Below are 12,716 nucleotides of genomic sequence, written 5' to 3' on the forward strand. Positions count from 1 at the left end.
AACTACAATTATTTATAAGAATATTCAATATTGCTCCATAAAACCTGATCTCCTGTTTTGATCATTTCAGAAGGAGTAGAAAATATATTGACAAAAATATTTTCGTATTGGGTGGTCCCAAAATGAGCGCTTTTAGTAATCAATAGGGCGTCATGATCATCTCGGGGGACTTTTTTAACATATCTGTACGTTCTTTTTAAAGTGAACGAAGAAGTGTCTTTATGGAAATCACCAATGTAAGTTGGCTTATTATTGTTATTCTCTTTGATCATTACAGAATCATTCACCATGGTAAAACTGTAAGTAAAATCTGTAGTTGAGGTTTCTGACAGCAACTTGATAGTCTTGTTTTTAAGATCAAGGCTTATTTTTTCCCAGGCGGGTTCCTGATACAGACTCCAATACTTGTTGAGATAAGATTCATCCGGAGTAGATTTTTCTCCTTTTGCCCCCTGGTACAACACGGTATTTTTTACAACATAGCTTTTAAATTGAAACTGGTAAACATTTTTATCAACAGGTCTCGGATCATCAATCGTATTGTCATTATTCTCACATGAGATCATCGATAACGACAGCATCGCAATGTAAAATGGGTATTTCATCGGTACTTTTTGCAAAAATAGGCCTTTTACACGGACTTGTGAAATAGAATAGGATGAAAATTCCCTGTAATAGGCACCAAAAGTAAAAAGACGAAAGAGCAAATGTATGGATTCGCCTTTTCGTCTTTTAATTTCATTTATTTTCCAAGATACATCTGATCCTGCTTCTGTTGTTCATTATAAATGATCTGAAAGCTTACAGGCATATATTGGTAAAGAAGTTTCCAATGTTGGATCTTTGCATGTTTTTTAAAACTTTCGAAAGATCTTACAAAAAGGTTTTCAATCATGGTTCTTACATAAGAATTCCCGTTTCTGTAGATCCAGTCCATCAACTTAATGTGATGGGCAATGATATTGATCTTCGATTCCTGCAGCAGGTGCTTCAGATAATTCACGGTAGCCTGCATGATCCCGGCGAAATTGTCCTGTACAGACAGCTGGGTGATTTCATTGCGAAGTGGCGGATAGAAAAATTTTAAGTATTCAACAGCTATTTTTTGATTAATAGTTTGCATTTGTACTTTCATCATAATTAAGAATTTTTCAAACACTTTATATTGCAGCGAAATGTATACCAAAATTTAAAGACAGGCAGCAAAAATAAATACTCCGACGATCACAGCGATGTGAGTGAGTAATATTTCTGCATTGTGCCTGTTAGTAGTGGTTTTCCAGGTTTTCCAGTCTGAAATTCTTCTGATTTTATTTTTCATAATCTATTGATTGTGAGTTATTTTTATTTTTGTTTAATTTAAACACTTTGTAATGAAACGGATAAAAAATGTAACAAAACGGTTATATGCCGTGAGTGTAAATTTGTCTTGAATATACTTTCTGAAGGTTGGCAGAAATGTGACTAAAAATCACTTTTCTGTATTCCTCAGTGCAGAAAGCGGTACAATTGTCCAGAGAATAAATAAAAGTAGTTTCAATAGCATTCTTCAGTACCGTGTCTCCGTCAGTATAAATTTTGTCCATTTTTTGTAAACTTCTGAACAGCAGATTTCTGTCATTCTGGCGGATCATATTTTTAATACGTTCCGTAAACGTCCGGATAATGCTGTATGAGTTTTGAATTTTAATTTCTTTTACTTCGTTTTCAAAATCGGGAACCACATCAGTGATTTCCTTTACGGCTTGTAAATAGTTCATCGTATTATATTTTAATGGTGATAGTGTTCGAGCATTTTGATGAAGGCTCCAAAAATGAAAATGGTTAAAAAAGCAAAAAAAAGCATATGATAGGGCTTAAGCCATTTTGGAGTTGCAGGTCCTTTGCTTTTTAACCTTCTGAGCTTGTCGATTCTGTTTAAAGTCTTTAAGTCCATTTTTCTATGTTTTCAAATCATGATGCCAATGGTATTCCGATGAAAATAGAATGTAATTAATATGTTGGTAATTAATAAATTATGATTTTATAGTTGAGTTTTTTAAACAAAAAAGCCTGTCAAAATGATAAGGGTTTTATCAATTTGGAAAAAATAAAAAGACAAAAATTGCTGCTATCACACCTTCTTATTAATCTGAGGATTGATAATTCCCATCCTTTGGAGGGGGGGCGAAAATTCAAAGAATTTTTGACGGGGTGGTTAAAAGAGAGTAGTATAAAATGACATTTTTTAAGTTTCGCAGTAAGGATAAGAATGAATATCTTTGCAGTCCAAATATTCAGAAAATGTTTTCAAAAATAATAGTACACAGAGTCGGGAATAAGATCAACGGAGATTCGCTGACACTTTCCCAGGAGGAATTGAAGCTGGAAGAAGGAATGGCAGAAATGCTTGAAGACTACTTTTTAGGTTCTTTTAAATCGGAAGAAACCTTCCATTTTTACAGTGACACTTATCTGGTGAATAATCCGGTGTACAGTGCAGTATCTGAAATTTTTGATGATAAATCCAAGTTTATCTGGGAATCTGAGAATATTGCCAAACATCTTTTCGAGGCTGCTGAGAACCCGAGAGTTCAGAGTGGAGAGCTTTTCATCGTACTTTTCGAAGATGAAAGCGACCGTCCGGACAGAGTGGATAAAATCGGGATTTTTAAAACGGAGAAGAGAGAATCTTTCCTGAAAATCAATCCTTCTGAAGAGACATTTGATATTGAAAAAGATCAGGGTATTGGTTTATCCAAAATTGATAAAGCAGCTTTGATCTACAACAACAATAAAGAAACAGGATATGTACTTTCTGTAGTTGATAACAACAAAAACGGGGATATGTACTACTGGTTCGAAGATTTCCTGAAAGTAAAACAGCGTGATGACGAATATTTCCACACGCAGGAAGCCCTGATGGTGTATAAAGATTATATCACCAAACAACTTCCTCAGGAATTTGAAGTTTCCAAAGCAGACCAGGCAGATTTCCTGAATAAGTCTATCAATTTCTTCAAGGAAAAAGAAGAATTTAAGCTGGATGAATTTGCCAATGAAGTACTGGGTGATGAGCATGTAATTGAAAGTTTTGTGAACTTTAAAACAGATTACGAACAGGATATGCAGGTGAATATTGCCGAGGAATTTCCAATCAGTGAAGCTGCGGTGAAAAAGACACAGAGACACTTTAAAAGTATTATTAAATTAGATAAAAACTTCCATATCTACATCCACGGAGACCGACAAAAAATCGAGATGGGTGAGGATGATAAAGGAAAATATTACAGACTTTATTTCGAAAAAGAGGTATAAAAAGAAATCTCCGGTTCCATAATAATATCATAACTTTATTGCTGATTACAAAATAACAGCTATGAAATTGATGATCATTTTCTGGGGAATTTTTCTCTTTTTTTTCTGCGTTCCTTTTCCGATTTTCATTTATATGATGAGTGAAGAGCTGGCAACAGAACCGAGAAATTCATTAGCGGTGAGCTATGGGTATCTCGGCTTTTCTTTGTTAATATGGGGATATGTGATTATTTTCTTTATCAATAAGCTTTTCATTACAACTTTTAAAGAGAAAAATACGATAAAGTCTATTCTTAGAAACGGAATTCCAAGAGAAGCCAAAATCATTGATTATAAACTCCTCAAATACATTGCTAAGAAAAAGATGAACCTCATTCAGGTTACGCTTTCATTTCCTAATCTCAGCAATACGGTGATAGAACATAAAACGATGTTTCATGATTCTAAACCATACGAAAAAAGATTTGACGCAGGAAACAAAGTAAAAGTACTGCTGAATCCTCAGGCATCAAAGGAACCTTACTTTATTTTAAGCGATCAGAAAGTGGGATTCAATACATCAGGAATGATTTTAAGAATTGCGTTTCTTGTATTATTGATTGCTTATGTTATTGGCTTATACTCTTATTTCTATTGGAGAGAATCCTTTGATTTCGGCTGGAGGTTTCTGACATTCATGCACCCAATTATTTTCAGCGGGGTGATGACCATTATTTATGTCCTGGTTTTTCAGCTTATTTTCGGGAAGTTTTTAAAAAATACAAAAGAAGAACGTATTCTTTTTTCAGGAAGAAATGCTGAAGCCAATATCATCAGTGTAAGTGAGACAGGTCTTCTTGTTAATAATCAGCCACAAATCATGTTTCAGGTAAGTTTTAAAGATTTCAGAGGAACTGAACATATTGCGGTATATAAGAAAATTGTCAGCTTTCTAAAGCTCTCTTCCATTCCTAAACAGGGAACTATTGAGATTATGTATGATGAGGATGATCCGAAGAAGATTATGATTCCCAGAGGAGTTTAGGGAGTAAAAAGGCGAAATAGCAAAAAGGCAAAACCACTAAATCTGATAATATGACATCAGAAAAATTACATATTTTCAGACTTTAGATGTAAAGTCTCTGTTTGACATTGACTATTTAACATATAAAAAAATATCCAAATGAATTTTTTTTAATGAATGCATTTTGTTTAAGTAACAGGATAAAAATCAATTTAATTTTATACGGAAATTTTTAAGTAAAAAATATGTTTGTATCAGATAAACAATTACTTAACATAATGAAAAATATCCTTCATATGTGAATTAGTTGTATATATTTGATACTTACTAAAAACATATTTATGAAAAAATTTAAAAAAATGACTCGCGAAGATCTTAAAACTGTAAAAGGAGGTGAGGTTTGGATTGCAATTACCAAATGTGGTTTTACAGCAACGACTACTCAAGAATGGACCGCTGAACAGGCAAATACTTGGGTGGATGAAATTGAAAAAAATTACTGTAAAACTCCTACTTATTCTGGGTCTGATGCTCAACATTTAGCATAAAATAAATTGAGCACTCATAGTGGAGTCATTCTGCTATATGTGTATTTATAGATTAATCATACCTCTCATGAATTATCATAAAAAAATATTTCAGGTTTTAATATTCTTATACAGTGTCTTATATTATACCCAATCATACAAAGAAGATAGCTTAAGAGGTGAGTTCACGTATCGATTAAGAGCTAAGTTCGATAAACGAACTGACAATCAATATGAAGAACTTTTCACATTACAAGTGGGAAATAAACGCGCATTTTTTGCAAGTACTATATCATTGAAAGGAGATTCGGTAATGGAAAATTCAAGGGTTACAACAAAAAATTATGATGGAAGCATAACTCTCAGCTATAAGAAGGAAGCAGTTATTCCAAAAACAAATTTCAACTTTACAATTATACAATCAACTGAAGATATCCAGTATTTTGATTCTGCTTTCATGTCATTACTTATGTATAAAGAACCTGTAATAAAGAATTGGAAACTTATGAATGAGACCAAAGCAATTAATACAATTATTTGTCAGAAGGCAGAAGTTAAGTTTAAAGGTCGGAACTGGATAGCATGGTATTCTCCTGAAATTCCTTTGTCTTACGGTCCGATGAAATTTAATGGGTTGCCAGGGTTAATTATTAAAATAACAGATGATAGAGGTGATTATGATTTTGAACTTGTAAAATCTTCGCCTACTTCTATATTGAAAGGTAAATTAGTTAATATAAAGAAAAGTAGATATATTGGAGCTACAGAAACTACACAAGCGAAGTTGAAACAGGCGCAAAGAAATATTCAAGCTAATGTCACTGGTGTACTTGCAAGTTATGGAACAACTATTATACAGGGAGAGGAAATGCTAAAACAAAGACAGAAAGAAAGGGAAGAAAACAAAAAATACGAAAACCCACTAGAATTAGAAAAAGATTAGTAATGGCTGATCTTTTTTCATTTGCTAATATCTATTCGTTTTTTTGCCTTATTCATTATCTTTGTCTTCTTAGCTAAATCATATGAAAACAACACTTGTCGATCTGACAAAACCTATCCAATACAATGCAGGAGATCCGTGGTTCATGCGGGTGAAAATTAAACATAAAGCCCATAGAAAATCACATTGGCTGATTCGTCTGGCATTGAGGCTTCCATCAAGGCTTTTTCCTAAAAACTGGATAGGCTGGGCAGATGACACTATCAAAAATATGGGACTTCATGCGACAACACATATTGATGCTCCTTGGCATTATGGCCCTGTAGTGGAAGGGAAGCCTGCCAAAACCATAGACCAGATTCCGTTGGAATGGTGCTATGGAGAAGGAATTGTAATTGATTGTACGCATAAAGAAGATTTTGTTGCTATCACTGTTGAGGATTTGAAAAAAGATCTCTATAAAAACGGAATTACCATTCAGGAAGGAAATATTGTTCTGATCAGAACGGATCGTGACAAAATGATGGGAACTTCGGATTTTGTGGAAAAAGGCACCGGAATGAGTAAAGAAGCTACAGAATGGCTGATTGATCAGGGCGTAAAAGTAATGGGAATCGACCAATGGGGCTGGGATCTTCCTTTGAAATATATGGCTCAGAAAGCCAAAGAACTCAATGATCCTGAATTCTTCTGGGAAGGCCACCGCGTAGGCATCGAAAAAGAATATTTACACATCGAACAGCTTACAAATCTGGGCGCACTACCTCCATCCGGATTTAAAATCTGTGTATTTCCCCTTAAAATTGTTGGCGGTTCTGCTGCTCCCGCCAGAGTAGTGGCGATGATAGAATAAGAAATAAAAGGACGAATTTGAATTTACAAATTCGTCCTTTACTTATGATCATCTTTGCTTTCTCAGATTAATTTTTCTTTCTGAAAAACAAAGCTCTGTTGTATTCAAAATTCATTCTGGCAATATTCAGGACAGAAATTCCTTGTGGACATTCTACTTCACAGGCTTCCGTATTGGAGCAGTGCCCGAATAATTCCGTATCCATTTGAGTCACCATATCCAGCACTCTCTTGCTACGTTCTTCTTTTCCCTGAGGAAGGAGTGCCATGTGAGTGATTTTTGCAGAGGTAAATAAAGCTGCACTTCCATTTTTACAAGTGGCAACACAGGCTCCACATCCGATACACGCAGCAGAATCAAAAGCTTCCTCAGCCGTCTGGTGAGTCACCGGAATGGTTGTAGCATCAGGAGCCTGGCCTGTATTTACAGATACAAAACCTCCTGAAGATATAATTCTGTCAAAAGCAGAACGGTCTACTTTTAAATCTTTCTTCACCGGAAATGCTTCAGCACGGAATGGCTCTATCAGAATCGTTTCCCCATCTTTAAAGGACCTTAAGTGAAGCTGGCAGGTGGTTGTATTTTTCAAAGGACCATGGGCAATACCATTAATCATCATCCCGCATTGTCCGCAGATCCCTTCACGACAGTCATGATCAAACTCAACAGGTTCATCACCCTCAATAATCAGTTTTTCATTTAAAGTGTCCAGCATTTCTAAGAAAGACATGTGAGAATTCAATCCTTTCAGGTCGTAACCTACCAGTTTTCCTTCACTTTTTCTGTCTTTCTGTCTCCATATCTTAAGATGTAAATCCATAATTTTCTGTTTTTATTTGTAACTTCTTACCGTTGGCTGAATTTCTTCAAAGATTAAAGGTTCCTTAATAATTTCAGGTTCACCATTTTCACCTTTCCATGCCCATGCAGAAATAAATTGGTATTCTGCATCATTTCTCATAGCTTCTCCGTCCGGAGTCTGATATTCTTCTCTGAAATGAGCTCCACAGGATTCGTTACGGGTTAAGGCATCGTAGCACATCAGTTCTCCGATTTCGAAATAATCGGCTACACGACCTGCTTTTTCCAGTTCGGTATTCATTTTATCTCCCTGTCCGGAAACTCTTACGTCTTTGTAGAATTCCTGTTTCAATTTTCGGATTTCCTGAATGGCATATTTCAACCCTTCTTCATTTCTGGCCAGTCCGCAATAATCATAGAGGAGCTTTCCTAAAGTTTTGTGGAAGTAATCAACGGTTTTGGTTCCTTTAATATTGATAAAATCGTTGATCTGATCTTTAACGGCCTTTTCAGCCTGTTCAAATTCAGGAGTATCCGGTGAAATTTTTCCGGTGTGAATTTCATCTGCCAGATAATTGGCAATCGTGTAAGGCGCAATGAAATATCCGTCTACAGACGCCTGTAAAAGAGAGTTGGCTCCTAATCTGTTGGCTCCGTGATCGGCAAAATTAGCTTCACCTAAAGCAAACAGTCCGGGAACAGTAGTCATCAGTTCATAATCTACCCAAAGACCACCCATTGAAAAGTGGGCAGAAGGAGAGATCATCATAGGTTCTTTATACGCATCATAACCTGTTATTTTAAGATACATATCGAATAAGTTTCCATATTTTTCTTTAATCTTATCTTTTCCCTGTTCCTGTATTGCTTTGGAAAAATCAAGATATACTGCATTTTTCAAAGGCCCGATCCCGAACCCGGCATCAATTCTTTCCTTGGCGGCACGGGAAGAAATATCCCTTGGAGCAAGGTTTCCGAAAGCCGGATATCTTCTTTCAAGATAATAATCCCTTTCATTTTCCGGAATGTCATTGGGTTGTCTTGTTTCCCCTTCTTTTAATGGAACCCAGATTCGGCCGTCATTACGTAATGATTCAGACATTAAAGTCAGTTTGGACTGATAATCTCCGGATTGCGGAAGGGAAGTAGGGTGTACCTGAATCCAGCTTGGGGAAGCCATTAAAGCTCCTTTTTTATGGGCTCTCCAGATGGCAGAACCGTTACATCCCATGGCAAGGGTTGACAGATAATAAATTTTTCCGTAACCTCCGGTTGCCAATATTACAGCGTGGGCGGCATGTCTTTCAATATCTCCTGTGTCTAAATTCCTTACGATAATTCCTCTGGCTTTCCCATCAACAGTAACCAGATCCAGCATTTCATGTCTTGAAAATAATTGCACGGAACCTTTTCCAACCTGTCGCATTAAAGCCTGATAAGCTCCCAGAAGAAGCTGCTGCCCCGTTTGTCCTCGCGCATAGAAAGTACGGCTTACCTGAACTCCTCCGAAGGATCGGTTGTTCAGATATCCGCCATATTCCCGCCCGAAAGGTACACCTTGTGCAACAGCCTGGTCGATGAGGTTCAAAGAACATTCTGCCATTCTGTAGACATTGGCTTCACGGGCTCTGAAGTCTCCTCCTTTTAAGGTATCTACAAACATTCTGTAGACACTATCACCATCATTTTTATAGTTTTTGGCGGCATTCACACCTCCCTGTGCTGCCACAGAGTGTGCTCTTCTCGGGCTGTCCTGAAAACAGAATGATTTTACATTATATCCCATTTCCCCTAAAGAAGCTGCGATTGAACTTCCCGCCAATCCTGTTCCTACAACAATCACATCCAGTTTTTTACGGTTGGCAGGGTTTACGAGTTTTGCTTTCTTTTTATAATTTTCCCATTTATGTTCCAATGGGCCTTGTGGTATTTTTGAATCTAAAATCATAATCGTTCCTTTTAATGATAAGTGAAGAATACATACACAGGCATCAATGCAAAACCTACGCAGATAATGATTGAATACGTAATCCCGATAGTTTTGAACCATTGTACAAACTTAGGATGATATAATCCCAGAGTTCTTACAGCACTATGGATCCCATGAATCAGGTGATAGCATAAAGCGATCATTGATACAACATAAATGATAACGTACCACCATTCTTTAAAGACATTCACTACCAGAATGTAGAGGTCTTTATTTCCGTTTTCATCCAAAGGAGGATTTCCGAATTTATAGATATACCAGAAGTTCTGGAAATGGATCACCAGGAAAATCAGAATTAATGTTCCCAGGATTCCCATATTTCTGGAAGCCCATTTGCTAGCTCTTCCACGTCTGTCCGTTTGATAACCGCCTCCTGATTTTTTATTTTTTAAAGTAATCATCAGTCCGTCTACTGCATGCAGAATAATACTGGCATATAAAACGTAAGAGACTATTTTGATAATGATATTTCCTGATAAAAAATGCGAATAAGCATTAAACTGCAGGTGCGCTTGTTCTTGTGGAAGAAAAAGCTGAAGATTTCCAAGGAAATGAATCAACAGGAAGAATCCCAAAAAGAGTCCTGTAAGGCACATCAGCATTTTTCTTGACAGTGTTGATAACATATTTTTGATTTATTGGTTAATAATATCCTAAGACTTTCATCCACAATCCTCCTACAACCATATAAATGATCAATAGAACGATTCCAATTTCAAGACCTCTGAGCCACCAGACTTTCAGGTCAACATATCCGCTTCCGAAGAATACCGGAGCCGGACCGTGGCCGTAATGAGTAAGTACCCCGTAAATTGAACCCATGAAACCAAGCATCATTGCCAGTAACATTGGTGGGATTCCTAAAGAAACACCGACACCCAGCAAGGCAGCATACATGGCCGCTACGTGAGCAGTAGCACTGGCAAAAATATAATGACTGAAGAAATATACTACAATAATAACCGGGAAAGCTACCTGCCAGCTCAAACCTCCAATCTGTACTTTGATAAGGTTACTGAACCATCCAATGAAACCTAATTCATTTAAAGAACTTGCCATCATCACCAGTACAGCGAACCAAACGATCGTATCCCAAGCTCCTTTTTCACCTTTTACATCTTCCCAGGTTAATACTGAGGTTAGTAGTAATAATGTTAATCCGATAAAGGCTGTAGTAGTAGCATCAATAGAGAGTGCTCCTCCAAATATCCAAAGGGCTAACAGAATGAAGAATGCCAGCAGCATCAGCCATTCATTTCTTGAGATAGGCCCCATTTCTTTTAATTTCTGAGCTGCCATTTTAGGAGCATCACCCGTTTTTTTCAATTCAGGCGGATATAATTTATACAATACCAAAGGAACGATAAAGAATGCTACTGCACCCGGAATAAAACCTGCTGCTGCCCATGACATCCAGGTAATATCAATACCAAGGTTGGCTGCAAACTTCTGACACATCGGGTTACTGGCTGTCCCGGTAAGGAACATGGAAGAAGCGATCAGGTTCATGTAATAACTGTTCAAAGTCAGGAATGACCCTAGCTTTCTATGGGTTTCCGGCTTTTCAGGAACAGAATCAAAGCTTATGGCCATAGACTTCATGATCGGGTAGATAATTCCACCTCCTCTTGCTGTGTTACTAGGAATAGCAGGAGCAAGACAAACATCGGCAAGTCCTAATCCGTAAGCCAATCCCAGTGAACTTTTCCCAAAAACTCGGATGAATAAAAAGGCGATACGATTTCCCAATCCTGTTTTGATAAATCCTCTGGCAATAAAGAATGAAATCCCGATCAGCCAGATTACTTTATCTCCAAAACCGGAAAGCGCTTTGGTAATAGATTTCCCCGCATCTCCCGGAGCAACTACCTGCGTAAGGGCTGTAAATCCAATGGCCATCATACACATTGTTCCCATTGGAGCAGCTTTTAGAATAATTCCTAAAATAGTTGCCGCAAAGATGGCAAACAGATGCCAGGCATTCTCTGCAACACCTTCCGGAGCAGGAATGAACCATATGATCAACGCAACAACAAATGTGATCGCTACGTTTTTAATATTAATTTCTTTCATGATACTAACTATTTAATCGTTTAAAACCTACTCTGTACCTGTACAATGAATAGATTATTGTTGTATTGTGATGTGTTTTCCACCTGATGTTTGTAGCGGTCAAACTGTACTCCCAGCTGAATTCTTGCTCCATAATTTTTCAGGAATTCCAATCCGAACATCGGGGTAATCGTTTGTCTTGGGTTGGAAGCCATTCTGAAATTCGTATCAAGGTATTCGTAGCGGCAGGATAATTCGAAGGCGCTGAGATTTTTGTGGTTGATCTCATATCTTAGATTCGGAAGAAAATAAGCACCGCGGATAAGATATTGGTCAGGATTATCAGGACGTAATTCAGGTGCAATGGAGTTGTATAGAACGTGATTGGTTGCCTGTTTGGCTTCCAGCTGCATATCAAGGCTCCATTTTGGATCAAACTGGATCAGTGAACTTAGATCTACGCCCAGCGCATATACTTTTTTGCTGAAAACTTCTCCGGTACCTCCATTCAGACCTACATTGAAGTGGTATTTTTTTGATAATCCGAAAACCAGACGGGTAGAATACTGTTTTCCGTTGTCATTATCATTGATCTGGTTTTTTCCATTTCCATTCACTACTGAAACAGCATATTGGAAAGGAATTTCTCCCAGTTGAAGTTGCCCTGTAGCAGACATCCCGATCTGGAAGCTTGTCCAGCCCAGTTTTCCGAATTCTGTGTATTGATTGGACCAGTCTAAAGACTTAATAATGTCAATAGGATAGGTCTCCTCGATACCGAACCAAGGTCTGAACTGTCCTACAGTAATTGCTAATTTGGGATTGAAAGTATACTTCAGGTAAGCATTTTCAAGAACTCTGCTTTTGGGATCATTTTTAAAATCGGCAAGGTTGGCCAAAACAACAACTTCCGTACGTTTACTGATCTGTGCCCGAACCTGAACCCTCATGTATTTGAGCATGAAATTATTATCAGTTCCGGAACCGTCGGTGTGATGAAGTCCGTTAACATCTACATCTTTACTCATTCCTACAAGGTAACGTGCCTGAAAAAGGCCTTTGATCTGCAGTTGCGGATATTTTACATTGTCTTCTGCCTGTGGAGGAGGTGTGGTCTTCAGAGAATCCTGATTTTGTGCATAAGCTGATAACCCACAGGCCAGCATACACAGGATCAGGCTTTTCTTTTTAATCGAAAAAAAGGCCATATCTATTTTTGTTTTTTTATTGTGAACTCTATTTTACCACAA

General features: G+C 37.3%; 14 protein-coding genes. 5 read left to right on the plus strand and 9 right to left on the minus strand.

All coding sequences use genetic code 11. The features are described from left to right. Positions 1-8 precede the first annotated feature (8 nt). From KBP46_RS20475 to KBP46_RS20485, 4 genes are all read right to left on the minus strand, one after another. On the minus strand, positions 9-605 hold the full coding sequence (locus tag KBP46_RS20475) for a hypothetical protein (protein WP_216444035.1): 597 nt from the start codon (positions 603-605) through the stop codon (positions 9-11). A 137-nt stretch (positions 606-742) separates the two neighbouring features. After that, entirely contained in the window at positions 743-1,138 is a 396-nt protein-coding gene (locus tag KBP46_RS20480) for a hypothetical protein (protein ID WP_216444036.1), read from the minus strand. A 51-nt stretch (positions 1,139-1,189) separates the two neighbouring features. Continuing rightward, a complete protein-coding gene (locus KBP46_RS24070) occupies positions 1,190-1,321 on the minus strand; it encodes a hypothetical protein (protein ID WP_262486817.1) in 132 nt (43 codons plus the stop codon). A gap of 82 nt (positions 1,322-1,403) precedes the next feature. Further along, a complete protein-coding gene (locus tag KBP46_RS20485) occupies positions 1,404-1,760 on the minus strand; it encodes a hypothetical protein (protein ID WP_216444037.1) in 357 nt (118 codons plus the stop codon). Between the two features lie 523 nt (positions 1,761-2,283). Here KBP46_RS20485 and KBP46_RS20490 point away from each other — a divergent pair. The 5 genes from KBP46_RS20490 (at position 2,284) to KBP46_RS20510 (ending at position 6,623) form a co-directional block, all read left to right on the plus strand. Then, positions 2,284-3,297 (plus strand): nucleoid-associated protein, encoded by a 1,014-nt coding sequence (locus KBP46_RS20490; RefSeq protein ID WP_216444038.1) that lies wholly within the window; start codon positions 2,284-2,286, stop codon positions 3,295-3,297. Positions 3,298-3,358: 61 nt separating this feature from the next. Beyond that, entirely contained in the window at positions 3,359-4,321 is a 963-nt protein-coding gene (locus KBP46_RS20495) for a hypothetical protein (protein WP_216444039.1), read from the plus strand. A 320-nt stretch (positions 4,322-4,641) separates the two neighbouring features. Continuing rightward, entirely contained in the window at positions 4,642-4,848 is a 207-nt protein-coding gene (locus tag KBP46_RS20500) for a hypothetical protein (protein WP_216444040.1), read from the plus strand. A 67-nt stretch (positions 4,849-4,915) separates the two neighbouring features. Continuing rightward, entirely contained in the window at positions 4,916-5,770 is an 855-nt protein-coding gene (locus KBP46_RS20505) for a GLPGLI family protein (RefSeq protein ID WP_123279334.1), read from the plus strand. A gap of 82 nt (positions 5,771-5,852) precedes the next feature. Then, positions 5,853-6,623 carry a cyclase family protein gene (locus KBP46_RS20510; RefSeq protein ID WP_216444041.1) on the plus strand — a complete coding sequence of 257 codons (771 nt, stop codon included), beginning with the start codon at positions 5,853-5,855 and terminating at the stop codon, positions 6,621-6,623. A gap of 67 nt (positions 6,624-6,690) precedes the next feature. Here the strand turns inward: KBP46_RS20510 and KBP46_RS20515 are convergent, their stop codons facing one another. Genes KBP46_RS20515 through KBP46_RS20535 form a run of 5 tightly spaced genes read right to left on the minus strand, consistent with a single transcriptional unit; the run spans position 6,691 to position 12,674 of the window. After that, the gene (locus tag KBP46_RS20515; protein WP_120232010.1) at positions 6,691-7,443 is read right to left on the minus strand and encodes a succinate dehydrogenase/fumarate reductase iron-sulfur subunit; all 753 of its coding nucleotides are present in this window, start codon (positions 7,441-7,443) and stop codon (positions 6,691-6,693) included. A gap of 12 nt (positions 7,444-7,455) precedes the next feature. Further along, positions 7,456-9,372 carry a fumarate reductase/succinate dehydrogenase flavoprotein subunit gene (locus KBP46_RS20520; protein WP_216444042.1) on the minus strand — a complete coding sequence of 639 codons (1,917 nt, stop codon included), beginning with the start codon at positions 9,370-9,372 and terminating at the stop codon, positions 7,456-7,458. A gap of 11 nt (positions 9,373-9,383) precedes the next feature. Then, on the minus strand, positions 9,384-10,040 hold the full coding sequence (locus KBP46_RS20525; protein WP_216444043.1) for a succinate dehydrogenase cytochrome b subunit: 657 nt from the start codon (positions 10,038-10,040) through the stop codon (positions 9,384-9,386). 16 nt (positions 10,041-10,056) lie between these two features. After that, positions 10,057-11,487, minus strand: coding sequence for an anion permease (locus tag KBP46_RS20530; RefSeq protein ID WP_062674169.1), 1,431 nt, complete (start codon positions 11,485-11,487; stop codon positions 10,057-10,059). Positions 11,488-11,507: 20 nt separating this feature from the next. Beyond that, complete coding sequence (locus tag KBP46_RS20535) at positions 11,508-12,674, minus strand: porin (protein WP_216444044.1); 1,167 nt, start codon at positions 12,672-12,674, stop codon at positions 11,508-11,510. Between the last annotated feature and the right edge of the window lie 42 nt (positions 12,675-12,716).

This window comes from Chryseobacterium sp. PCH239, from assembly GCF_018924625.1.
Taxonomy (GTDB): Bacteria; Bacteroidota; Bacteroidia; order Flavobacteriales; family Weeksellaceae; genus Chryseobacterium; species Chryseobacterium cucumeris.